Source organism: Pseudomonas sp. Marseille-Q5115, assembly GCF_916618905.1.
In the GTDB taxonomy this organism is placed as follows: Bacteria; Pseudomonadota; Gammaproteobacteria; order Pseudomonadales; family Pseudomonadaceae; genus Aquipseudomonas; species Aquipseudomonas japonica_A.
Window position 1 is genome coordinate 930787 of the sequence record NZ_CAKAKI010000001.1, and the last position, 23866, is coordinate 954652.

The window sequence follows — 23866 nt, forward strand, 5'->3', positions numbered from 1 at the left end:
TTTTCGACCATGAGCGGAGAAACTTTAGGGTATTTTTTCGAAAACACCCCAACGGCAAGGTTCATGCGCCAAGTGTAGGAAAATCGGGCCCGCGCCGCCAGAGCGGCTCGTCTTTACATGGAAACTTCCACCTGAGCCGGCCCGGTTACCCGTGCCTTCACCACCCGTTGGGAATTGAGGTTGCGCACGCGGATCTGCTCGTTCATGCCGCCATTGCTGAGCGCTTCGCCGGGCATGCGCACCGCCAGCGTACCGGCGCGCGCAGTGATGACCACCTGATCGCCCTTGCGGATCACTTCCGGTTGTTCGATCTGTACAGGTGCAATCACCTGGTCCATGACCGTCGGTCGGACCACCCGCTGGCCGATCGCCTGGTCCAGCGACGGCAGGAAGCCTTGGTTCAGTTGGCCCACATCGCGCTCCTTGAGCGCCACGTCGCCGTCGGCGATCACCGTATCGCGCTTCAAGGGCCGAGTCGCCACTACCACCTCGCGGTACAGCTTGACCGTCGCCGGCACGAAGACGGTCCACGGAGAGCCGCCTTCGCAGCGCACCCGCACGGTCACGCGCCCCAATGGAGTGGCAGGGCTTTCCAGCCGGGCAGTCAAATCCCGATCGCATTGAGGCATGCGCAAGCGGGGGTCCAGGTTCGCCACTTCGATTTCGTAGCGGCCGTCGGTCTGGCTGGTCGCTAAATAATCTTCAACGGTGAACTCAAGAAACCCCTGCGTCACACCGATAAGCTGTTCGGGCGCTGTGATGTCGTTGGCAAGCAGACGTCCTGACCCTAACAGACACATGGTGGCGAACAACCCGTAAAGGGCCGTGATCAGATGTCGTGAATATGGCGTTTTCTCGTTCATGGCTATGCTTGAGCAAGCGACGTGCCAGAAATGATGCTTGCTCGCACAGAACGAGGCTCCGCGGAGCCGACAGTACAAGGTGGAGGTTTAACATGGCTGGTGTGATGGATTCAGTAAACCAGCGCACGCAACTGGTAGGGCAGAACCGCCTTGAACTGTTGTTGTTCCGTTTGAACGGCAAGCAGTTGTACGGCATCAATGTCTTCAAGGTTCGCGAAGTGCTGCAATGTCCGAAGTTGACCGTGATGCCAAAGTCCAGCCCGGTCGTACGGGGTGTGGCCAACATTCGTGGCGCCACTATTCCGATTCTTGACCTGTCCATGGCCACGGGCTCGCGCTCGCTGGAAGTGGCGCAGGACCCCTTCGTGATTATCACGGAGTACAACACCAAGATTCAGGGTTTCCTGGTTCATTCGGTGGAACGCATCGTCAACATGAACTGGGAAGCGATTCATCCGCCACCCAAGGGCACTGGCCGCGATCACTACCTCACGGCGGTTACCCGGGTAGATAACCAGTTGGTGGAAATCATCGACGTGGAGAAGATCCTCGCCGAAGTGTCCCCGGTGTCGGAAGCGATCAGCAGCGGCGTGATCACCGCGGGCGTACAGGAAAAGGCAACCACATTGCGCGTGCTGACCGTGGATGACTCCTCGGTGGCGCGCAAGCAGGTGAGCCGCTGCCTGGAAACCGTGGGTGTTGAAGTGGTCGCGCTCAACGACGGGCGCCAGGCACTGGAGTACCTCAAGGCAATGGTGGCCGAGGGCAAGGACCCGAACGAGGAATTCCTGATGCTTATCTCCGACATCGAGATGCCGGAAATGGATGGCTACACTCTTACGGCGGAGATCCGCAGCGATCCTCGCTTGCAGAAGTTGCACATCGTGTTGCACACCTCGCTGTCGGGCGTGTTCAACCAGGCCATGGTGAAAAAGGTCGGCGCGGACGACTTCCTGGCCAAATTCCGCCCGGACGATCTCGCGTCCCGGGTGGTCGAACGTATCAATGCAAAAGGTTGACCGGGCCCCGGCGCGGCGAAGAATGAACAACTTGAGAGGCGGCAGCTTTGGCTACGGCAAATTCGGATTTTGAGCAGTTCCGGGGGTTCCTGGAAAAAGCCTGTGGCATCGTGCTGGGCGAAAACAAGCAGTACCTGGTGTCCAGCCGCCTCAACAAGCTTATGGAGCAACAAGGCATCAAAAGCCTGGGTGAACTGGTGCAGCGCATCCAGAGCCAGCCCAGGGGTGGCCTGCGCGAGCAGGTAGTGGATGCCATGACCACCAACGAAACCCTGTGGTTTCGCGACACCTACCCGTTCGAGGTGATGAAGAACAAGGTGCTGCCCGAGCTGGTGAAGGCCAGCCCCGGCCAGCGCCTGCGCATCTGGTCGGCGGCCTGTTCGTCGGGGCAGGAACCCTATTCGCTGTCCATGACAGTAGAGGAGTTCACCCAGGCCAACCCGGGTCAGCTCAAAGGCGGGGTGCAGATCACCGCTACGGACTTGTCGCCGTCGATGCTCATCAACTGCAAAAGCGGCGAATACGACAGCCTGGCCATCGGCCGCGGCTTGTCCCCGGAACGCCTGCAGCGCTACTTCGATGTAAAGCCCGGCAACCGCTGGGCCGTTAAGGCGCCGATCCGCAGCCGTATCGACTTCCGGCCGATCAACCTGCTTGAAAGCTACATGTCGCTGGGCAAGTTCGACGTGGTGTTCTGCCGCAACGTGCTGATCTACTTCTCGGCCGAGGTAAAGAAGGACATCCTCTCGCGCATCCACGGCACGCTGAAGCCAGGCGGGTACCTGTTCCTTGGCGCGTCCGAAGCCCTCAATGGCTTGCCAGAGAAGTACAAGATGGTCCAGTGCAGCCCGGGCATCATCTACCAGGCCATTTGATTGCCGCTGCGCCGCCGGAATTCCACCGGCGGCGTTTTCTTGCTGTGCAGGTGTTTTCTGCTTTTCCAATGTAGGACCAGGCGAAGCCTGGGAATTCCCAGGCTTCGCCTGGTCCTACAGCGATATACGAATAAACGTTAGACCCCCCTGTTGGCCCCTCTCTTGCAATTCCTTCCTCAACGGCAGCTTTTCTGACGCCGACCTTGCCGCTTTGCCGCTTGCCACCGGAAATAACTTGCCGCTTTTCTGGCGACAAATTTCAGCCTTGGCAGCGTAACCCTTCTAAAACAAGGGTTTAGAAAGTTGGCACAGCAGTTGCTATATCTCGATCAGCACACAAAGTTTCGTCGCAGAGGTACCAACCATGGGCATCAGTTTCGACAAGGCACTCGGCATTCATGAGCAGGCGCTGAACTTCCGCGCCCAGCGCGCCGAGGTATTGGCCAACAACCTGGCTAACGCCGATACGCCTAACTACAAGGCACGCGATCTGGACTTCTCCTCGGTTCTGGCGGCTCAGGCCGACAAGACCCAGAAAGGCAGCTTTGGCTTGGAGCGTACGAACAGCATGCACATAGATGCCGAGGGCCTGGGCAACGACGACGGTACCTTGCAGTACCGCGTACCCACCCAGCCTTCCCTGGACCAGAACACCGTGGACGCGCAGATCGAAAACGCGAACTACGCCAAGAACGCAGTGGACTTCCAGGCAAGCTTCACCTTGCTCAACAACAAATTCAAAGGCCTGGTCACGGCCATCAAAGGAGAGTAACCCATGTCTCTTTCCAGCGTATTCAACATTGCCGGCACCGGCATGAGCGCTCAGACCACTCGCCTCAACACCGTGGCCAGCAACATCGCCAACGCCGAGACCGTGTCGTCGAGCATCGACCAGACCTACCGTGCCCGCCACCCGGTGTTCGCCACCGTGATGGCCGAGCAGGCCGGCGGCACCAGCGGCAGCAGCTCGCTGTTCGAAGACCAAGGCGAAGCAGGGCAGGGCGTGCAGGTATCCGGGATCGTCGAAGACCAGAGCAACCTCGAGCCACGCTACGAACCGAACAACCCAGCGGCGAACAAGGACGGGTATGTGTACTACCCGAACGTGAACGTCGTTGAAGAAATGGCAGACATGATCTCCGCCAGCCGGTCTTTCCAGACCAACGCCGAGATCATGAACACCGCTAAGACCATGATGCAGAAAGTACTGACGCTGGGTCAGTAAGCCAAGGGATAAACCATGACTACCACCACTGACAGCACCAGCGCCTCGATCCTTTCGCAGTACGCGGTTTCGGGCACCACCGGCACGTCGTCCACTTCGTCCTCGTCGTCCAGCTCCACCACGGGCACGGCGACCATGGGCAAGGACACGTTCCTGCAACTGCTCGTGACCCAGATGAAGAACCAGAACCCGCTCGATCCTCAGGACAACTCTGAGTTCGTGGCGCAGCTGGCACAGTTCAGTAGCGTTGAGGGCATCAACAACCTCAATGATACGGTTTCCGGCCTGGCCGGCAACTACACCTCGACCCAGGCGCTGCAAGCCTCGGCCCTGGTAGGCCATTCGGTACTGGCGCAAACCGACAGCACCGTGGTGAACACGGCCAATGGCCTGAGCGGGCAGTTCGACCTGGCTTCGGCCAGTACCAACGCCACCGTCAAGGTGTACGACGCCAGCGGCAACCTGGTGAAGAACATCGACCTGGGCACGCAAGCCGCAGGCACGGTCAGCTTCGATTGGGATGGCACCAACAACGAAGGCACTGTCCTTTCGTCCGGCACCTACAAGTTCGTTGCAAGTGCCGCCGTGGATGGCAAAGAAGTTGCACAAACGACGTATCTGCCAGCAACCGTCACTAGTGTGACGGTAGGCAGTACCTCGGGTGACATGACCCTCAAATTGGCTGGCGGCTCTAGCGTAGCGCTGTCGAAAGTTAAAACCATCGGATCGTAAGCCGGCTTATCGGCACTGGAGTTAGTACTATGTCGTTCAATACCGGCCTTAGCGGTCTCAACGCAGCCAACACCGCCCTCAACGTTACCGGCAACAACATTGCCAACGTTGCTACCACCGGTTTCAAGAAGTCGCGCGCCGAATTCGGCGACGTGTATGCCAACTCCCTGTTCCTTGGCAGCTCCAAGAACGGTGTAGGTTCGGGCGTGGCCACGGCGGCGGTTTCCCAGCAGTTCACCCAGGGCACTATCAGCAGCACCGGTGCCAGCCTGGACATGGCCATCAACGGCAACGGCTTCTTCGTGGTCAGCGACAACGGCAACAAGGTGTACACCCGTGCCGGTGCCTTCGGTACCGACAAAGAGGGCAACATCGTCGATGCCAGCGGCAACAAGCTGATGGGCTACGGTACCGACTCCAACGGCAAGGTCATCGATGGCGTGCTGACCACGCTCAAGGTGGACACGTCCGCCCTGGCGCCGAAGGCGACCGATATGGTTTCGGAAACCATGAACCTGAACTCAAGCGACACCGTTCCGACCGTGACGCCGTTCGACGCTGCCGACACCGACAGCTACAACTACACCTTCAGCACGGACATCTTCGACAGTCAGGGTAACTCCCATACCATGACGCAGTATTTCGTGAAGGACGACACCAATGCCTGGAGCATGTACAGCACCGTCGATGGCGTAAACCCGGCAGACCCGACGTCTACCACGCCGTTCAAGGCTGCCCTGACGTTCAACTCCGACGGTAGCCTGAAGACCACGACCAGCAGCGACATGACCGTGGATTCCAACGGCAAGCTGACCATGACCAACTGGGTCCCGGCGGCCAAGAATGCCAGCGGCGTGATGGCGAGCAACGGCGCGGACGCAGCCACTGGCGGCGTGACCCTGGACATGGCCAAAACCTCGTCCTACAACACCACCTCGGCGGTAACGGCCAAGTCGCAGGACGGATACGCCACCGGTAGCTTGTCGTCTCTGTCCATCGACAGCGAAGGCAATATCTTCGGTTCGTACAGCAACGGCGAGTCCAAGACCATCGGCCAGGTGGCATTGGCGAACTTCAGCAACGTCCAGGGCCTGACCCCGAACGGCAGCACCGGCTGGCGCGAGTCGTCCTCTTCGGGTGTGCCGGTGGTTGGCGCGCCGAACAGCGGCACCATGGGTACCCTGACCGCAGGCTCGCTGGAAGACTCCAACGTAGACCTGACCAGCGAACTGGTGAACCTGATCAAGGCGCAGAGCAACTATCAAGCGAACGCCAAGACCATTTCCACCGAAAGCACCATCATGCAAACCATCATCCAAATGACCTGATGCACACAGGGCGGCGCAAGGAGCCGCCGCCCTGGCCCCGGAGCCGCCATGAAAAAGTACGTCCATCTCTTCATGATTTTCCTGACCATGACTGGCGGCCTCGCGGAAGGCGCTCCGGCTCCGTGGTTCAAGTATCAAAGCTTGAAAACCGGCCAGTTCGTTTGCATGCAAAGCGACCCGGGCGAGGCGTTCCAGCGCTTTGCCGGCCCGTTCCACAACGCCGGTTGCCGCCCGTAAAGCCTCTTCGCGAGCTAACTCGGCTGCTACAGGGTGAGGTACCTCGCCCCTAGCAGCTGGCCTTGGCCGCGACTGGCACCCAGCCCCGCCGCTTCGCCGTCAGCAAATACACGTCACTGCCTTGCCGATCCCGGCAAGGCAACGCCGAAATATCGGCACCTTTTCCCCGTCGGCTTTCTGTCGATCCTCTGAAATGCGCGTCCTAGAGCCTTTTTAGCCGGTTTTTCAAACTTGGCCCGCGTATTGCTATATCACTGGTACACAGTTACTCAGCGGCCAACGCCGCCAAGGAGACGACCATGGATAAAATGCTTTACGTCGCCATGACCGGTGCCAGCCAGAACGCCCTCGCGCAGAAGGCTCACGCCAACAACCTGGCCAACGTGTCCACCAATGGTTTCCAGAAGGACCTCGAGCAAGCGCGTTCCATGCCAGTGTTCGGCGATACCTTGCCGTCCCGTGCCTATGCCATGACCGAGCGCCCGGCCACCGACCTGAGCGGCGGGCCGATGATCTCCACCGGCCGTGACCTGGACGTGGCCGTTGGTGGCGAAGGCTGGATCGCGGTACAGGCCCCGGACGGTTCGGAGGCCTACACCAAGAGCGCCAGCCTGAACGTCGACGCCTTGGGCGTATTGCGCACCAGCACCGGCATGGCCGTGCTGGGCAATGGTGGCCCGATCGCCGTGCCGCCGGAAGAACAGATTGAAGTGGGGCAGGACGGCACCATCAGCATTCGCTCCCTCGGCCAGGCGCCGTCGGTGATGGCGGTAGTGGACCGGATCAAGACGGTAAACCCGAAGGCGGCCGACCTCACTAAAGGCACCGACGGCATGATCCATACCAAAAATGGCGAGCCTGCCGCAGTGGACGGCACTGTGCAGATGACCTCTGGTTTCCTGCAGGGCAGCAACGTGAATGCCGTGGATGAAATGACCCAGGTAATGGCGCTTTCCAAGCAGTTCGAGATGCACATCAAAATGATGACGACTGCCAAGGAAGACGATGAAGCTATGGCACGCGTCCTGCAAATGTAAGTGTAACCCACACTTTTATTGACACCACAGGCGACGCAAACCCGGCGCCCGAAGGAGAACACCATGCTTCCAGCACTTTATGTCAGTAAAACCGGCCTGGCTGCTCAGGACACCAACCTGACCACCATTTCGAACAACCTGGCCAACGTTTCCACTACCGGCTTCAAGAAAGACCGCGCCGAGTTCCAGGACCTGCTGTACCAGGTGAAACGCCAGCCGGGTGCTCAGTCCACCCAAGACAGCGAACTGCCGTCGGGCCTTCAGGTAGGTACCGGTGTGCGCATCGTCGGCACCCAGAAGAACTTCACCGCCGGTAGCCTGCAAACCACCGACCAGCCGCTGGACATGGCCGTGAACGGTCGTGGCTTCTTTCAGGTGATGCAGCCCGACGGCACCATTTCCTACACCCGTGACGGTACCTTCCACCTGAACTCGGATGGCCAGATCGTGACCGCCAACGGCCTGGCCGTGCAGCCGGCTATCACCGTACCGGCTGAAGCACAAACCTTCACCGTAGGCACCGACGGTACCGTTTCGATCACCACCACCGGCAGCGCCACCGCCCAGGTGATCGGCAACATCCAGACCGCCGACTTCATCAACCCGGCCGGCCTGCAGTCCATCGGCGGCAACCTGTACCTGGAAACCGCGGCCAGCGGTGCCCCGAACGTTGGTACCCCGGGCTTGAACGGCTTCGGCACCGTGCTGCAGAACACGCTGGAAAACTCCAACGTGAGCACCGTTGAGGAGCTGGTGAACATGATCACCACGCAGCGCGCTTACGAGATGAACTCCAAGGTGATCTCCACCGCGGACCAGATGCTGCAGTACGTGACCCAGAACTTGTAATTGATCGCTTGACCACTTTTACACGCTTGTTCAAACGCCTGAAGGATCAGTTACACCGTGAGGTTGGAGTCATGAATCGTCGTCTGTCTGCTGTGCTGTTGTTCACCGGAGCTGCGTTCCTCGGTGGCTGCATGTCGCCACCCCCCAAGGCGGACGACCCGTACTACGCGCCTGTGCTGCCGCGTACGCCCCTGCCGGCGGCGTCCAACAACGGCTCGATCTACCAGGCGGGCTTCGACCAGAACCTGTACACCGACCGCAAGGCGTTCCGTGTGGGTGACATCATCACCATCACCCTGGCGGAGAAAACCTCGGCGAGCAAAAGCGCCAACTCGAAGGTAACCAAGAGCAGCAGCAACAAGCTCGGCCTGACCTCGCTGTTCGGTGGCAGCGGGACCACCAACAACCCGCTCGGCGGTGGCGACCTGAGCCTGGATGCCGGCTACAGCGGCGACCGTACCACCAACGGCGACGCCAAGGCGGCCCAGGGCAACAGCCTGACCGGTTCGATCACCGTGACCGTGGCTGATGTACTGCCCAACGGGATCATTTCGGTTCGAGGCGAGAAGTGGCTGACCCTGAACACCGGGCAGGAACTGGTACGTATTGCTGGCCTGATTCGTGCAGATGACATAGCAACCGACAATACAGTGTCGTCGACCCGTGTGGCCGACGCGCGAATCACCTACTCCGGCACCGGCTCCTTCGCAGAAGCCAGCCAGCCTGGGTGGTTGGACCGGTTCTTCTCCAGCCCGTACTTCCCCTTCTGAGTGCGTATGACCATGTTGAACTTCAAGCAGTTGGTGGCGGCATCCCTGTTGTTCCTGACCGCGTTCGGCGCTCACGCCGAGCGCCTCAAGGACATCGCCAGTATTCAGGGCGTTCGTAGCAACCAACTGATCGGTTACGGCCTGGTCGTGGGCCTGAGCGGCACCGGTGACATGACCACGCAAACGCCGTTTACCATCCAGACGTTCAACAACATGCTTGCGCAGTTCGGCATCAAGGTGCCCACCGGTACCTCGTCGGCCCAGCTGAAGAACGTGGCCGCGGTGTCGATCCATGCCGACCTGCCGCCGTTCTCCAAGCCCGGCCAGACCATTGACATCACCGTGTCGTCCATTGGTAACTCCAAGAGCCTGCGCGGCGGCAGCCTGTTGATGACCCCGCTCAAGGGTATCGACGGCAACGTGTATGCGATCGCTCAGGGCAACTTGGTGGTCGGTGGTTTTGACGCGGAAGGTAAGGACGGCTCGAAAATCACCGTGAACGTACCCTCGGCTGGCCGGATTCCTGGCGGCGCAACGGTAGAGCGTTCGGTGCCGAGCGGCTTCGATCAAGGCAATTTCCTCACGCTGAACCTTAATCGGCCGGACTTCACCACCGCCAAGCACATTGTGGACAAGATCAACGAGCTTCTTGGCGCGGGAGTTGCAAGTGCAGTGGACGGGGGATCGGTTCGGGTGACCGCGCCGCTTGATCCCAACCAGCGTGTGGACTACCTGTCGATACTGGAAAACCTTGAAGTAGACCCCGGCCAGGCCATGGCGAAGGTCATCATCAACTCTCGGACCGGCACTATCGTGATCGGCCAGAACGTCAAGGTTACGCCAGCGGCAGTGACTCACGGCAGTTTGACAGTGACGATCACCGAAGACCCGATCGTCAGCCAGCCCGGACCGTTGTCCAATGGCCAGACCGCTGTAGTGCCACGCTCGAAGGTCAATGCCGAACAGGAAGCCAAGCCCATGTTCAAGTTCGGCCCCGGAACAACGCTTGATGAGATCGTGCGTGCCGTCAACCAGGTTGGCGCCGCGCCCAGTGACCTGATGGCCATTCTTGAAGCCTTGAAGCAGGCCGGTGCCTTGCAAGCCGACCTGATCGTAATCTGAGGGTGATGCAGCATGGACATGTCTTCTGGCGCCGGTGTGAATTCTTCGGGTACCGATTCGGGTGCCTACACCGACCTTAACCGCTTGAACTCGCTCAAGGTGGGCGATCGCGACAGCGAAGCCAACCTGCGCAAGGTTGCGCAAGAGTTCGAATCGGTCTTCGTCGGCCAGATGCTCAAGTCCATGCGTTCGGCCAACGATGTGCTGGCCAAGGACAACCCGATGAACACCGAGGCGGTGAAGCAGTACCAGGATATGTACGACCAGCAGCTGTCGGTCAGCCTGTCCCACACCGGCAACGGCATCGGCCTGCAGGACGTGCTCATGCGTCAATTGTCCAAGACCAAGGATGCTTCCCACACTGGCGGCAACCCGTTCGCTCGCCCGGACAGCAACCAGCATGCCCTGGGTACCGTGCGCAACGGTACTGCCGAAGCGAAGTCGGCATCGGCATCGGCACGCAACGACATGGCCATGCTCAACCAGCGCCGCCTGGCCTTGCCCAGCAAATCGGTGGATCGCCTGTTGGCCGGTATCGTGCCGGGCGAAACCCAGGCTACCCAGGCCAACACGCTGGTGCGTGGCCAGGCGCCGCACGCCAACCTGCTGCACCCGCAGGTCGCCAACCGCATCAACGTGCCGGCCACCGCGCCGAGCAGCGTTGCCGCAGCCGTGGCCAGCAATGCAGCAGCTGGTGGGCAAGCGCCTGCCCAGGACGCCACCGGCGCCTACGGCGACTGGACCAACGCCTATGCCACCGCGCCCAAGGCCAGCAGCGATGCCACCGGCACCCGCACCCTGGCACAGGTTCCATTGGCACCGGGCAAGGCGGCATTCGCCAACCACGAAGAGTTCATCGCGACCATGCTGCCCATGGCTGAAGAAGCCGCAGCGCGCATCGGCGTAGACCCCAAAGTACTGGTAGCGCAGGCCGCGCTGGAAACCGGTTGGGGTAAATCGGTGCTGCGTCAGAGCGATGGCGGCAGCAGCCATAACCTGTTCAACATCAAGGCCGGCTCCAGCTGGAAAGGCGACACCACGCGCGCCGTGACCGCTGAATACGAAGGTGGCCAGGTGGTCAAGGAAACGGCGCAGTTCCGCAGCTATGACTCCTTCGCCGACAGCTTCCACGACCTGATAAACCTGCTGCAGAACAACGATCGCTATCAAGATGTTGTGAAGTCTGCCGATAACCCGGAACAGTTTGTAAAAGAGTTGCAGAAGGCTGGTTACGCGACCGACCCGCGCTACGCGAGCAAGATCGCTTCCATTGCCAGGCAGCTCGAGAGCTACGAGAACTACGCGTCTAGCGGCTCGTCCACGACTTTATAAGGTTTGAACCATGGCGAATCTGATCAACATCGGTCTGTCGGGGCTGTCTTCCAGCCAGGCCGCGCTGACCACGACCAGTAACAACATCTCCAACGTGGCCACGGCGGGTTACTCGCGCCAGTCCACTGTGAACAGCGCGGGCGCGCTGCAAAGCATTGGCGGTGCTGGTTACGTGGGCACCGGTACAACCCTGGCCGAAGTGCGTCGGATCTACAGCTCCTACCTGCAGAACCAGGTAGCGAGCAGTACCGCCCTGGACTCGGAAGCCAAGACGCTGTCCACCAACGCGGCTACGCTCGACTCCTTGCTCTCGGACAAAAGCACCGGTATCACCTCGGTGCTGTCAGACTTCTTCACCTCGCTGCAAACCGCGGCGGCGTCCCCCAGCGACACCGCTTCGCGCCAGCTGCTGGTGACGGCTGCGTCCACGCTGAGCAACCGCTTCAATACGATTTCCACGCAGATCTCGTCGTCCAATGCCGACGTGAACAGCCAGCTCACCTCGCTCTCCGAGCAGGTCAACTCGCTGAGCAAATCCATCGCCTCGCTCAACCAGCAGATCGTCTCGATGTCGGGTACCGGCACGCCGAACAGCCTGCTCGACTCGCGCGACGAAGCCGTGCGCCAGCTCAACGAGCTTGTGGGCGTAACCGTACAGCAACGCGACGGCCAGTACGATGTGTACCTGGGGACCGGCCAGGCGCTGGTATCGGGCACCTCGTCCAATACCCTTACCGCACAGCCGGGCGCCACCGACCCGTCTTCGTACTCGCTCACCGTGAATTACGCCAGCTACAGCACTGACGTGACCTCTGTGGTCAGCGGTGGCCAGATCGGCGGCCTGCTGCGCTACCGCAGCGATGTGCTGCAGCCGGCGCAGAACGAACTTGGCCGCCTGGCCATGGTGGTCAGCGATTCGGTCAACACTCAGCTGGGCCAGGGCCTGGACGCGAACGGCGACTTCGGCAGCAGCCTGTTCAGCAGCATCAACACGGACGCCGCAGTAGGCAGCCGCAGCGTGGGTGGGTCCAAGAACAGCGCCGGCTCCGGCAACCTGGACGTGACCATCACCGACAGCAGCGCGCTCACGTCCTACAACTACGCGGTGAAGTTCTCCGACGCCAATACCTACACGGTTACGCGTTCGGACGGCACCTCCATGGGCAGCCATACCCTGGATGAAGACCCGGCGCCGAGCATCGACGGCTTTACCCTGGCGCTCAAAGGCAGTGCCCTGAGTGCAGGCGACACCTTTACGGTCACGCCTACCCGTAATGGCGCCGGCCAGATCAAGACCACCATGACCGACGTGTCGAAGCTGGCCTTTGCCGGCCCGCTCTCGGCCACCAGCAGCTCGGGCAACAGCGGTACCGGCAGCGTGACGCAGCCGACGCTTACCACCCAGCTGGACGTGTATGACTCCGCAGCGCTGGCCAAGGCGCAAAGCGGCATCGAGAACGGCTTGCCGGTCAAGTTGGTGTTCGGCTCGGCCAGCAATGGCAGCCAGGGCTACACCGTTTACAACTCAAGCGGCGCCAGCATCGGTTCCGGCACCATCGTGCCGAACCAGACCAACACGCTCAATGTGTCGGTCCCCATGCTGGACGACAGCGGCAACGCCATGGTTGATGCCGACGGCAATGCCATGACCGCCACGTTCCAGATGAACGTCAGCGGTTCGCCGGCGGCCAGCGACAGCTATACCGTGGCCTTCAACAGCAACGGCACCTCGGATAACCGCAACGCGACGTCCGTGGTCAACCTGCAGAACGCCAAGACGGTCGGTTCTGCATCAGGCGGCGGCGTGAGCATGACCGGCGCCTACGCCAAGCTGGTGGAAGACGTTGGTGCCAAGGCCGCTCAGGCCAGCAGCGATGCGACCGCCACCGCGGCCGTATTGACGTCTGCCACCACCAGCCGGGATTCCGTCGCGGGTGTGAACCTGGACGAAGAAGCGGCTGACCTGGTCAAGTTTCAGCAGTACTACACGGCGTCCTCGCAGATTATCAAAGCTGCGCAGGAAGTTTTCTCTACCCTGCTCAACGCCTTGTAAGGAGCGGACGACATGCGTATTTCTACCGGCCAGTATTTCGCCAGCAGCAGCAGTACCTACACCAAGAACTTCTCGGACACTGCCAAGACGCAGAACCAGATCAGTTCCGGCCAGCGCATCCAGACCGCCTCGGACGATCCCGTTGGCGCGTCCAAGCTGTTGCAGCTGCGCCAGCAAAGCTCGGTGCTGGACCAGTACAGCGGCAACATCACCAGCGCCACCAACGCACTTTCCTCCGAGGAAAGCGTGCTGGCCAACATCACCACGGCTTTGCAGCGTGCGCAGGAACTGGCGATCCAGGGCGGCAACGGCGTGCTGACCGACGACGACCGCAAGTCGCTGGCCAGCGAAGTGGCGCAGATCAAGGAAACCATCTACGGCCTGCTCAACACCAAGGACGCCAACGGCCAGTACATGTTCTCCGGCTCCAAGACCACGACGCAGCCGTACGCACTCAACAGCGATGGCACGTATACCTATCAGGGCGACGAAACCCAGCTGAGCCTGCAGGTGTCGGACAACCTCTCGGTTGCCACCAACGACACCGGCTTCAGCATCTTCGACCTGGCCACCAACACCAGCCGCACCCAGACCACGCAAACCGCCCCGGCGACCGCGGATGGCAAGCTGTCGGTGTCCAACGGCCAGATGACGTCGCTCAACAGCTACAACAAGGAGTTCGCGGCCGGGCAACCGTATACGCTGAGCTTTACAAGCAGCAGCCAGTACAAGGTGACCGACGCGAGCGGTAACGACGTGACCGCGCAGACCGCCAAGCTGGGCGCCTATGACTACGACAAAGAAGGTGGCGACACCATCAGCCTGTATGGCGTGACCTTCAACGTGAACACGAACGTGGCCAAGGGCGATAACGCCGACACCGTATTGGCAGGCCGGACCTTCCAGCTACAGACCACGCCGGACACCATCACCGCCAACCGACTGGCGAGCAACACCTCCACCGCCCAGATGACCGCTGGCGCCGTGACAGATTCGGCTGCCTACACAGCGGGGTTCCCCACCAATGGAGCGATTATCAAGTTTTCCAGCGGCACGGATTATCAGGTGTACGCACAGCCGCTCACTGACACCAGCAAGCCTGTGTCCAGCGGTACCTACGATGGCAGCGGCTCGCTGACCACCGCAGGTGTGACTTTCAACATAAGCGGCACCCCGGCGACAAGTGATCAGTTCAGCGTGAGCGCCAACACCCACAGCACGCAGAACGTGCTGGACACGCTGAATCAGCTGCAGGTTGCCCTTGAAACGCCTACGGTGAACGACTCCGCCGCCCAGCTTGCTTTGCGCAACTCGTTGGAATCGGCCGTGGGTAACTTGCAGTCGGCAACCAACCGGATCGACGTGACCCGGGGTTCGATCGGTGCCCGTGAGAACGCGCTGGATATCCAGAGCTCGCAGATCGAAAGCCTGCAAACCGCGAACGCCACTACGCAATCGCAGATTGGCGACACGGACCTTGCAGAAGCGACCACCCAGCTCACCTTGCAGCAAACCATGCTGCAAGCGGCGCAGTTGTCCTTCGCCAAGATCTCCCAGCTGAGCCTGTTCGACCGGTTGTAACTGCGAACCAGGCGAAGCCTGGGAATCAAAACCGGCAAACTTCAAAGCCGCCAGCATTGCCTATGCTTCACAGGGCACTGCTGGCGGCTTTTTTGTTTATGGACGGTTTCCCGGCACTGCTTTTGCAACATCTGATCACTGGCACCGTTGCCGTCATTTTTCTGGCCGCGCGCAGGCTAAAGCGGCCATAGGGCGAGTTTCTGAATGAAATCGACACCGCTTGTTACCATCGCCGTTCTGGTACAGGACACCACCCATTTCTATCGCGCCCTTCACAGTGCGCTGGGGCAAAACTACCCCAACCTGGAAGTGATCGTCAGTGACAGCTCGGAAGATCCGGAAGTCGCTCGGCTGGTGGAACAGGCTCGCAGCCAGACGACGGTGCCCCTGCGCCTGCATACGCATAACAGGCCCCTTGTCTATCCCGCCGACGTCGCTTGGGCGCTGAACCAGGCGAAAGGGCAGTACATCAAGTTCCTGCATGGGGATGACTGGATGCTGCCCACCCTGGTGTCCCGCCAGGCGCAGATTCTGGATGCCTATTCCGACGCCGGCATGTGCTCCGCCCAGCGCTGGTTTGCCGATCAGGAGGGCGTGCTGCTGCCGCCGCGGGTCGAAAACTTCTCCTTGTTCGCCGAAGATGCATTGCTCCAAGGCGGCGATGTGTTGTCGTTCTTCGAAGCCTGGCCGCTCAACTTCATCGGCAGCCTGAGCACCACGCTATTGCGGCGCGACTACCTCAAGCGTGTGGTACCTGCGTTGGCCGACCCTGGCAGCGAGCTGACGGTCAATTTCGACCTTGCGCTGTACATCAGTATCCTGCGCCATGGCCATCTGGCGGCTATTGCCCAGCCCCTGTGCGCCGAACGTCTCGAGCCCAGCCGGTATGCCGGGGTGGACAGGGAAGGGCGGCTGGATCTTGAAAAGGCCATCGTGGTTCGGCTGATCGCGCAACTGAGTGGCGAGCGTGCTCCGTGGCCAGGCTCAGTGCGGGTGCATAACCTCACCCTGCCGGCAGTGCCCGAGGCGTCTCGCGAATACACCGAACTGCCAATGACCCGGCTGTTGCATATCCAGTCGCTGACCTTGGCCGACCGGGTAGGCAGCACGGCAAAAAGCTTCTCCGAGATGTACCAGGAGTGGCTGGCGACCCGCGATTTTTCCCCGGCAGGCAAGGTCTTGCTGGAAGAGCGGGTGGCGGGCTGGCCGGTTCAGCCGCAAATCATGCCGGTGATCATTGCGCGCAACGGTGCCTCCGGCGTGCAAGCGACCCTCGACAGCCTCGCGGCACAAAGCTACGGCCCCTGTGGCTACCTGATCCTTTCCAGCGCTCATCAGGACTTGGAACAACAAGGCAGCCATCTTTACGCGCCGCTGCAGGCAGACTGGGCGGCGCAGCTCAATGACTTGCTGGTGCAAGTGGAAGGCTTTGACTGGTTCTACCTGCTCGAAGCCGGCGACACCCTCAGCCCCAACGCCCTGTTGCAGCTGGCCGAGCGCGTAGCCACGCATGACGGTGTACGGGCCATCTACAGCGACGAGGACCGTAGCGAATCGGCACCGGAACCGGTGTTCAAGCCAGCGTTCAACCTCGACCTCATGCGCGCCTACCCTTATGTGGGCCGGGCCGTGGCGTTCTCGCGGCAGGGCTTTGCCGATGCCGGCGGCCTGGATGGCGGCGCGGGCGAAGCCGCGGCGGCCGATCTGGTGGTGCGCATGGCCGAACAGTATGGGCTGGGCGCCATTCATCACATTCCGGACGTGCTGCTGCATGCCGGGCAGCCTTATGCCAGCTGGCTTGCCGAAGACAGCGTGGCCAACGGGCATAATTTCCTCCTGGCGGGCCATCTTGCCCGGCTCGGGCAGGCGTTCGAATGGCGTGCACCGCAAGTGGGTGGCTTTCTGCGGGTGGGTTACCTGCACGAGGCCAAGCCGCAGGTATCCATTCTGGTGTTGAGCCTGGATAACCCCGCTCAGTTGCAGGCCGCGCTGGAGAGCCTGCTGGAAAAAACCGCCTACAGCCAATACGAAGTATTGGTTGGCATGGACGCGGGTGAATCTACCGCTACCCGTGACTACCTGCAGGCGTTGGCCGAGCTGGGGGGCGAGCGTATCCGGGTATTCGAGCAAACCAGCGGTCAAGTAAAAGGCGAACGCTACAACGGCCTGGCAGAACAGGCGACCGGCGAATACCTGCTGCTGCTCAGTGCTGACTGCCGGATAATCGACGCAAACTGGCTCGATGAACTGCTAGCCAACGCCCAGCGGCCCGAAGTGGGCGTTACCGGCGCCAAGCTGTTGGGCGCCGATGGGCGCATCGAACACGCCGGGCTGGTCCTTGGCATGCGCGGCATCGCCGGTTCGCCGTTCCTTGGCGAAGCGCCCGCCGCCCGGGGCTACCTGCAACGGCTGGTGGTGCCGCAAAACTACAGCGCGGTGAGCCAGCATTGCATGATGATCCGCCGCAGCCTGTTCGACGAACTGGGCGGGATGAGTGACGGCCTGTTCGGCGAGCACTGCGCCGATGTGGACTTCTGCCTGCGCGTGGCCGATGCCGGCGCCTTGGTGGTGTGGACCCCCGACGCCGTGCTGGGTTACCGCTCCGCGCCGGAAAACACCCCGCAATTGCGCCCCGGCTACGACCTGGCGCTGGGGCAAGCCTACCGTCAATGGATCTCACGGCTGGTGCGCGACCCCGCTTATAACCCCAACCTCACCTTGAGTGGTTCCAGCTTCGGCCTGGACGCAGGCTTGCGCACCGCCTGGCAACCTTTCGAGCAGCGGCTTCGCCCGCACCTGCTGTGCCTGCCGATCAACCCTGGCGCGGTAGGGCACTACCGTTTGATCCAGCCGTTCCATGAAGTGGAACAGGCCGGGCTGGCCACCGGCCTGGTGTACCACGGCGTACCTTCACTGGTCGAATTGGGCCGCATCCGGCCGGACTCGGTGATCTTCCAGGGCCGCTATAGCGCTAAGGCTGCCGAGGGGATCGAATCCTGCAAGCAGTTCTCGTCGGCCTTCCGGGTATTCGAGCTGGACGACTACCTGCTGGACGTGCCCGGCGCTAACGAGCACAAACGGTTCCTGGCCAAGGACATCCAATCATCGCTGCGCCACAGCGTGGGCCTGTGCGATCGCCTGGTGGTGTCCACTCAAACCCTCGCCGAGGTAATGGGCGACATGATCGGTGACATCCGCGTGGTGCCCAACATGCTGCCCCCGGAGCGTTGGGTACACCTGCGCGGCAAGCGTCGGGGTGGCGAGAAACCTCGCGTGGGCTGGGGCGGTGGCACCAGCCACACCGGTGACCTGTTGCTGATCAAGGATGTGGTCAAGGCGCTGTCCAATGACGTGCACTGGGTGTTCTTCGGCATGTGCCCGGATGAGCTGCGCCCCTACATCCACGAGTACCACGGCACCGTCCCGCTGGAACAATACCCCGCCAAGCTCGCCAGCCTGGACCTGGACCTGGCGGTAGCTCCGCTGGAACAACACATCTTCAACGACTGCAAGAGCAACCTGCGCCTGCTGGAATACGGCGCGTGCGGCTTCCCCGTGGTGTGCACCGAAACCCGCAGCTATCGCGGCACCTTGCCGGTCACGCTGGTGAGCAGCAACACCACGGAGGAGTGGATTGCCGCCATTCGTTCACACCTGGCCGACCCGGTTGCCAGCGCGGCACAGGGCGACGCACTGCGCGAGGCCATCCATCGCGATTTCATGTTGCACGGCCCGGCGCTGAACCGCTGGCTGGAGGCATGGACGCGGGGGTGATCCGCTACGCAAACCTTCGTCAGGCCCATTTTCCCGACTGCAGGAGCACCCATGGCAACCTTGAATACGGCCCTTCCGATGGATTTCAAGCGCTGGTTGCAGGCGCGTCAGCTGGGCCATGTGCGACAAGGGCGGATCGACACTTATGTTCGGGCCCAGGGCGGCGGGCCCGCCTTGTTGCTGGTGATCAACGACCTGGGCAATGACGAACAGCGTTTGCTGCAAACGCTGCACAGTATCGACCGCCAGGCCCCGTTGCTGGCCAACGCCACGGTTGTGGTGCTGTCCAGCCGACCAAGCGTGGGCACTGGGCAGGTCGAAGAGGGCTTTTATTGGATCAGCAGCAGCCACGCCCAGCGTGCCGGGCATCTCAACCAGCTGGTTTCCGAGCTGAACTTCGAATGGTTCTTCACCCTGGACGCCGGCACGGTGATCAACGCCGATGCGCTCAGCGTGACCCTGCTTGAACTGTTGGGCAAACCGGCATGCCCGGCGATCTTCTGTGACGAAGCCTATAGCGACGGTCGCGGCGGCTTATGGCCCTTGCTAAGGGGCAATTTCAATCTCGATCAGCTCCTGAGCGTGCCCGTGGCGATGGCGGGGCACTGGTTGTTCCAGCGCGATGCACTGGTCGCCATGGACGGTTTTGACGGTGACGTGCCCGCCGCGCTGGAGCTTGACCTGATCCTGCGGCTGATCGAAGCAGGGCAGCAGGGGTTCGGCCATATCAGCGAGCCTCTGGTGATACCGCAAACGCGGCCGCTCGTGCCATGTGAGGATGAACGCCGCGCGCTACTGCAACATCTGCAGCGGCGCGGTTACGCCGATGCCCGCGTGAGCGAAAGCTCCCCGCGCCATTACCGGTTGCACTACGGTCATGCCCCCGCCCCTGTAGCGGTGCTGATACCGGTGCAAGAACCGCTGGCTACGCTCAAGCGTTGTGTCGCCGCCGTGCTGATGGTCACCGGTTATGCCAATTACCACCTGGTGCTGGTGGAAACCGACCGCACCACGCCGGCCCTGGGTGAATGGATGGACGCCATGGCCGGTGAGGGCGAGGGCCGGGTGGTAGCGATCCGCAGCGCTGCACCGCTGCCGATGAACACTGCGATGAATGGCGCGGTAGAGGCGCTGAGCGATGAGTACGTTGTGTTCCTTGACCCTGCCTGTGTAGTGGTAGAGGCGGATTGGCTTGAGCTGTTGCTGGACCAGGCCATGCGGCCCGAAGTGGGCGCCGTGGGTGGGCGGCGCGTGCAGAGGGGCGAGCGGTTGCAGGAGGTTGGCGTGCGGCTTGGGCTGGAGGGGCCGGCGCGAACCGCTTTGCTCAGCCACGAAGAAGGCCCGATGGATTATTGGCCGGTGCAGCGCAACGTGGTGGCGCTTGCTGGCGCGTGCCTGATGCTGTCTCGAACGATTTTCCGCCAGGTGGGCGGGTTCGATGAAACGCGGTTCCAGCAACACTGGGCAGATGCTGACCTGTGCCTGAAGCTGCATTGGGCAGGCTACTTGAACGTATGGGCGCCGCAGGCCTGGCTGGCACTGACCGAACCGGCGCGGAAGCCCTTGGTCGAGGCCACTGCCGACGAGTACGCCATGTATGAGCAGTGGGGTGCCTCGCTGGGGCGCGACCCTACCGCCAGCTATCTCTATACGCTGCGCGGCGACGGCTTCGAGTTCGATTCCGATCCGCAGGTCACTTGGCGGCCGTTGGCGTTCGCTGGATTGCCGGTGGTGATCGGCGGCGGCGAGCCAGGCGGTTCCGACCCTAGAATCGTGCAGCCGCTGGAAGCGTTGCGCTACGCCGGGCGCCTTGAAGGCGGCCTTGCACCCTATGCCTTGAAGGTAAGTGAATGGCTGCGGCTGGTGCCAGGTTCCGTGGTACTGCCATTTACCGCAGGCAGTGATTTGGGCCTGGACGCTGCTCGCGGTCAGATAGCCCCTTGCCGGGTCTGCGACCTGTCTGCGGCGCGTGACAACGACCTGCAACCCGAAGCGTTGCGCCTGGCCTTGGCCGGTTACGACAAAGTGGTGGTGGCAACGCTCGAACAGGCAGAGCGGGTTGCCAGTGCCCACCCTCGTATCCACGTTCTGCCAGCGTGCCTGCCGCCTACCCTATGGCGAGACCTGCCCTTGCCATCGACGAGCGCTGGCATGCCCAGGGTGGGGCTGGTATGCGCCCAGGATGAATGCCCTGACCTGGAGGTGCTTTGCGCCCTGTTCGAACGGTTTGCGGGGCGTGTGCAATGGGTGGTTGTTGGCGAAGTGCCGCATGAACTCCGCCCGTGGGTAACCGAGCATCAGCCAATCGAGGCGCCACGCTACGCCGGGCAGTTGGCTGCCCTTGGCTTGCATGTGGCGGTTGTGGCGCTGGCACCCAGCTTCGGCGCGCTGGCCGCGGCGGAACAACGGACCCTGGAACATGCCGCCTGCGGCAATGCCGTTATCGGTAGTCACGCGTCAGCCTGGCCCATTGCCAAGGTACAACACAGTGTCGAAGGCTACAGCGCGGCGCTTGAGGCCTGGGTGAGCGATCCCGCGGGGCGCGAAGCGGCTGGCCAGGCCCTGCACACGCGGGCCATGGCCGAAGGGCTGCTGGAAGGGCCGCTGGCCGAGCGCTGGTTGGCGGCCTGGGGGCCTTTGATAGCGTAGACCGGGGGGCGGCCTTCCGGCAGAGCCCGGGAATTCCTGGGCTCGGCCCCCTTCTACAGGCGCTTCAGCTCATCACGGATCAGCGTGGAGGAAATGTGCTCGGTGCGAGGCAGGTACACCACCTCGCAGGCGGGCTTGAGGAAGTCAAACTTGCCTTCCCAGTCATCGCCCATCACAAAGACGTCCACGTTGTAGCGCTGTACGTCCTCCAGTTTCTGGTCCCAATTGCCTTCGGGGAACACCATATCCACATAGCGAACGGCTTCGAGCACGATGCGGCGGTTATCGAAATCCAGCAACGAGCTTTTGTGTTTGAGCGCATTGAATGCGTCGGTGGACAGGCCGACGATCAGCCGGTCCCCCAGGGCTTTGGCACGCGCGAGCAACCGAATGTGCCCGGCATGCAGCACATCGAAGGTGCCGTAGGTAAGTACGGTTTTCATGGCTGCGCCTCGGCCAGCAAACGCTCTACCAGGCGACGAGTATTTCCGTCATCCAGGTGTTCGAAGAACATCTTTCGCTTGTGGGCGTATACCAGCGGGTGTTCCGTCTGCTCACCGCTCAGGGTGCTCTCCAACGCAGCCAGCAGGGTAGGGAAGTCTTCACAGATCGGGCCCGGGAACACGTCTTCGAGGTTGTAGAACATGCCTCGCTCCTGGCCAGCGTACTGGGCGCGATCGAACGCGAAGCAGATTTCCGGCCGGCCAGTGAGCATGAAGTCGATGAAGCAGCTGGAATAATCGGTAATCAGTACATCGGCTTCCCGGTACAGCACTTCGATCTCGGCGTATGCCTCGCGGCCCAGGCTGGTAAACGGGCCTTCCTCGGCCATGAGCGCTGCGGAGTAGCTGTGTGCTCGGTCCGCCATGTGCTCGCGAATACCCATCACTGCATTGTGGCGCTCCAGGCACGCTACAAGCTGTTCCCGCTGTTCAGGCGTGAAGCGGTAATAGGCCGCCGCCTGGCCGTTGCGGAAGGTAGGCGCGAACATTACCAGCCGGCGACCCTGCAGCTCGGCGCGGAGCCGTACCAGTTGTTCGGTGAAATCCTCGGGCAAGCGCTGCTCGTCACACACCACAACGTCATTGCGGGGCAGGCCAGTGATCCAGATCTTGTCCATGGGCAGCGGATGGAACGCTGCGGTCATCGCCAACTGGTCCATGCGCGACGAAGCGATCACGGCATGATGCCGCGCGTGCTCGCGCAGTAAATTCTCACGGTGGGGCGCGTTGTCCAGCGAAGTGATCCCGATGCGCTTGAGCGGAATCCCGTGCCACAGGTTGATGAAGCGGTGTCGATTGGCGTCCAACGGATAGGGTGCGTTCACGGCCGCAGAGTGTTTGACGAAAATGTAACCGGCGGCGATCAACGCTTCCTGCCCTTCACGGCTGGCAAGCGCAATGATGTCTACGTTTTCCCCTGGAAGGTCCACGGCCTTGCCGCGGGTGAGCACCACTTTGCGGATGTCCGCCCGGTAGCGAACCGCTTCGAATACTGCGCGATCATTGCCGGTCAGCAAATGGTCAAAGGCGCATACCGGGAATGCCCATACTTTGCCGTCCTGTGCGGTGCCACGGTCCTGGGCGATGAACTGTTCGGTGGTAAGCATGGGCCGAGGTTTATCGGCAACTGCTTCAGCGCTCTTGCGGGCGGCACGAATGATGTAATGCGTGGGTCGGGCATCGGCGATGGCCATGTCCACATTCAGCCCGGCAGCCTTCGCGATCTGCCCGATCAGTGGCAGGAAGGTATCGCTCAGCGGGTTGGCAGGGGCATGTGGATGCCCGTGGGCCAGCTGGAAACCGGTGGAATCGAGCAGCTCAAGAAGTGTTTCACGGGTGAACCAGCGAAGCCGGGAGCGATGCAGCAAACCCTCGTCCTGGTAACTGAAAGCGCCCGCCGCCAGTTTCACCTGCAAGGACCAATGCTGCGCGTTGGGCATGCACATCACTACGCTGCCGTTGTCAGGCAAATGCTCGGCGATGTTCTTGAGCAATGCCCAGGGATCCGCCACTTGACTCAACGCTTCGCCCAATATCCAGCATTGGTGAGTGTTGTGTTCGAGGAAAAACAGGCCGTTCAGGTTGGCGAGGTCCGTCAGCTCCACGCTGTCGCACACTGTTTGGGCTTCGGTATACACCGCCTGATCGGCGGTGACGCAGGTATAGCGCACCTGCGGGTTGGCTTGTTTCACTCGACGCGCCAGAGCGGCAGAGGCAGCGGCAACTTCAATAACAGAGGTCACACCGGCGGGAATCGCTTCCATGCAGTGTGCGGTAAGTTCGTCTGAAAGCGGCTGGCCGTACATTGATCTACCTTTGCAAAGACTGGGCGGGCGAAGCGAAGCATTTTTGACGCTTAAGCAGGTGATTCATGAAGCATGCCAAAAGTTCGTGCATTCACTTGAGCGGCATACGCAG

19 protein-coding genes are annotated in these 23866 nt (G+C 61.5%); 16 read left to right on the top strand and 3 right to left on the bottom strand.

Annotated features, from left to right (window positions below):
- Positions 1-113 precede the first annotated feature (113 nt).
- A complete protein-coding gene (gene flgA / locus LG385_RS04450) occupies positions 114-863 on the bottom strand; it encodes a flagellar basal body P-ring formation chaperone FlgA (RefSeq protein WP_225772718.1) in 750 nt (249 codons plus the stop codon).
- A gap of 92 nt (positions 864-955) precedes the next feature.
- Here flgA and LG385_RS04455 point away from each other — a divergent pair, with 92 nt between their 5' ends.
- The 16 genes from LG385_RS04455 to LG385_RS04530 all read left to right on the top strand — a co-directional run bounded on the left by LG385_RS04455 (position 956) and on the right by LG385_RS04530 (position 21446).
- Positions 956-1882 (top strand): chemotaxis protein CheV, encoded by a 927-nt coding sequence (locus LG385_RS04455; RefSeq protein WP_225772720.1) that lies wholly within the window; start codon positions 956-958, stop codon positions 1880-1882.
- A 47-nt stretch (positions 1883-1929) separates the two neighbouring features.
- The gene (cheR, locus tag LG385_RS04460) at positions 1930-2757 is read left to right on the top strand and encodes a protein-glutamate O-methyltransferase CheR (protein ID WP_225772722.1); all 828 of its coding nucleotides are present in this window, start codon (positions 1930-1932) and stop codon (positions 2755-2757) included.
- Between the two features lie 364 nt (positions 2758-3121).
- Complete coding sequence (gene flgB, locus LG385_RS04465) at positions 3122-3529, top strand: flagellar basal body rod protein FlgB (RefSeq protein ID WP_181111737.1); 408 nt, start codon at positions 3122-3124, stop codon at positions 3527-3529.
- A 3-nt stretch (positions 3530-3532) separates the two neighbouring features.
- Positions 3533-3982: a flagellar basal body rod protein FlgC gene (gene flgC, locus LG385_RS04470; protein ID WP_181111738.1), complete on the top strand. Its 450-nt coding sequence runs from the start codon at positions 3533-3535 to the stop codon at positions 3980-3982.
- Positions 3983-3997: 15 nt separating this feature from the next.
- The gene (flgD, locus tag LG385_RS04475) at positions 3998-4714 is read left to right on the top strand and encodes a flagellar hook assembly protein FlgD (protein ID WP_225772724.1); all 717 of its coding nucleotides are present in this window, start codon (positions 3998-4000) and stop codon (positions 4712-4714) included.
- A gap of 29 nt (positions 4715-4743) precedes the next feature.
- A complete protein-coding gene (flgE, locus tag LG385_RS04480; protein WP_225772726.1) occupies positions 4744-6042 on the top strand; it encodes a flagellar hook protein FlgE in 1299 nt (432 codons plus the stop codon).
- 48 nt (positions 6043-6090) lie between these two features.
- Complete coding sequence (locus LG385_RS04485; protein ID WP_181111783.1) at positions 6091-6279, top strand: hypothetical protein; 189 nt, start codon at positions 6091-6093, stop codon at positions 6277-6279.
- 299 nt (positions 6280-6578) lie between these two features.
- Complete coding sequence (locus tag LG385_RS04490) at positions 6579-7316, top strand: flagellar basal body rod protein FlgF (RefSeq protein WP_225772728.1); 738 nt, start codon at positions 6579-6581, stop codon at positions 7314-7316.
- 63 nt (positions 7317-7379) lie between these two features.
- Positions 7380-8165 carry a flagellar basal-body rod protein FlgG gene (gene flgG / locus LG385_RS04495; protein ID WP_181111742.1) on the top strand — a complete coding sequence of 262 codons (786 nt, stop codon included), beginning with the start codon at positions 7380-7382 and terminating at the stop codon, positions 8163-8165.
- Positions 8166-8236: 71 nt separating this feature from the next.
- A complete protein-coding gene (gene flgH, locus LG385_RS04500; protein ID WP_225772730.1) occupies positions 8237-8935 on the top strand; it encodes a flagellar basal body L-ring protein FlgH in 699 nt (232 codons plus the stop codon).
- Positions 8936-8947: 12 nt separating this feature from the next.
- The gene (locus tag LG385_RS04505; RefSeq protein WP_225776168.1) at positions 8948-10057 is read left to right on the top strand and encodes a flagellar basal body P-ring protein FlgI; all 1110 of its coding nucleotides are present in this window, start codon (positions 8948-8950) and stop codon (positions 10055-10057) included.
- Between the two features lie 12 nt (positions 10058-10069).
- Entirely contained in the window at positions 10070-11389 is a 1320-nt protein-coding gene (gene flgJ, locus LG385_RS04510) for a flagellar assembly peptidoglycan hydrolase FlgJ (protein ID WP_225772732.1), read from the top strand.
- A gap of 10 nt (positions 11390-11399) precedes the next feature.
- Positions 11400-13442: a flagellar hook-associated protein FlgK gene (gene flgK, locus LG385_RS04515; protein ID WP_225772734.1), complete on the top strand. Its 2043-nt coding sequence runs from the start codon at positions 11400-11402 to the stop codon at positions 13440-13442.
- A 12-nt stretch (positions 13443-13454) separates the two neighbouring features.
- Positions 13455-15023 (top strand): flagellar hook-associated protein 3, encoded by a 1569-nt coding sequence (locus LG385_RS04520; RefSeq protein ID WP_225772736.1) that lies wholly within the window; start codon positions 13455-13457, stop codon positions 15021-15023.
- Positions 15024-15227: 204 nt separating this feature from the next.
- Entirely contained in the window at positions 15228-18797 is a 3570-nt protein-coding gene (locus tag LG385_RS04525) for a glycosyltransferase (protein WP_225772738.1), read from the top strand.
- Positions 18798-18848: 51 nt separating this feature from the next.
- Positions 18849-21446, top strand: coding sequence for a glycosyltransferase (locus LG385_RS04530; protein WP_225772740.1), 2598 nt, complete (start codon positions 18849-18851; stop codon positions 21444-21446).
- A gap of 53 nt (positions 21447-21499) precedes the next feature.
- Here LG385_RS04530 and tagD read toward each other — a convergent pair whose 3' ends face one another.
- On the bottom strand, positions 21500-21889 hold the full coding sequence (tagD, locus tag LG385_RS04535) for a glycerol-3-phosphate cytidylyltransferase (RefSeq protein WP_181111749.1): 390 nt from the start codon (positions 21887-21889) through the stop codon (positions 21500-21502).
- Entirely contained in the window at positions 21886-23754 is a 1869-nt protein-coding gene (locus LG385_RS04540) for a CDP-glycerol glycerophosphotransferase family protein (protein ID WP_225772743.1), read from the bottom strand. Before LG385_RS04540 ends, tagD begins: the two co-directional genes overlap by 4 nt.
- Positions 23755-23866: the final 112 nt, after the last annotated feature.

Bases quoted from the DNA above. Each gene is read 5' to 3' on its own strand.
- flgA (WP_225772718.1), bottom strand. From the start codon at position 863: ATGAACGAGAAAACGCCATATTCACGACATCTGATCACGGCCCTTTAC.
- LG385_RS04455 (WP_225772720.1), top strand. From the start codon at position 956: ATGGCTGGTGTGATGGATTCAGTAAACCAGCGCACGCAACTGGTAGGG.
- flgB (WP_181111737.1), top strand. From the start codon at position 3,122: ATGGGCATCAGTTTCGACAAGGCACTCGGCATTCATGAGCAGGCGCTG.
- flgC (WP_181111738.1), top strand. From the start codon at position 3,533: ATGTCTCTTTCCAGCGTATTCAACATTGCCGGCACCGGCATGAGCGCT.
- flgD (WP_225772724.1), top strand. From the start codon at position 3,998: ATGACTACCACCACTGACAGCACCAGCGCCTCGATCCTTTCGCAGTAC.
- flgE (WP_225772726.1), top strand. From the start codon at position 4,744: ATGTCGTTCAATACCGGCCTTAGCGGTCTCAACGCAGCCAACACCGCC.
- LG385_RS04485 (WP_181111783.1), top strand. From the start codon at position 6,091: ATGAAAAAGTACGTCCATCTCTTCATGATTTTCCTGACCATGACTGGC.
- LG385_RS04490 (WP_225772728.1), top strand. From the start codon at position 6,579: ATGGATAAAATGCTTTACGTCGCCATGACCGGTGCCAGCCAGAACGCC.
- flgG (WP_181111742.1), top strand. From the start codon at position 7,380: ATGCTTCCAGCACTTTATGTCAGTAAAACCGGCCTGGCTGCTCAGGAC.
- flgH (WP_225772730.1), top strand. From the start codon at position 8,237: ATGAATCGTCGTCTGTCTGCTGTGCTGTTGTTCACCGGAGCTGCGTTC.
- LG385_RS04505 (WP_225776168.1), top strand. From the start codon at position 8,948: ATGTTGAACTTCAAGCAGTTGGTGGCGGCATCCCTGTTGTTCCTGACC.
- flgJ (WP_225772732.1), top strand. From the start codon at position 10,070: ATGGACATGTCTTCTGGCGCCGGTGTGAATTCTTCGGGTACCGATTCG.
- flgK (WP_225772734.1), top strand. From the start codon at position 11,400: ATGGCGAATCTGATCAACATCGGTCTGTCGGGGCTGTCTTCCAGCCAG.
- LG385_RS04520 (WP_225772736.1), top strand. From the start codon at position 13,455: ATGCGTATTTCTACCGGCCAGTATTTCGCCAGCAGCAGCAGTACCTAC.
- LG385_RS04525 (WP_225772738.1), top strand. From the start codon at position 15,228: ATGAAATCGACACCGCTTGTTACCATCGCCGTTCTGGTACAGGACACC.
- LG385_RS04530 (WP_225772740.1), top strand. From the start codon at position 18,849: ATGGCAACCTTGAATACGGCCCTTCCGATGGATTTCAAGCGCTGGTTG.
- tagD (WP_181111749.1), bottom strand. From the start codon at position 21,889: ATGAAAACCGTACTTACCTACGGCACCTTCGATGTGCTGCATGCCGGG.
- LG385_RS04540 (WP_225772743.1), bottom strand. From the start codon at position 23,754: ATGTACGGCCAGCCGCTTTCAGACGAACTTACCGCACACTGCATGGAA.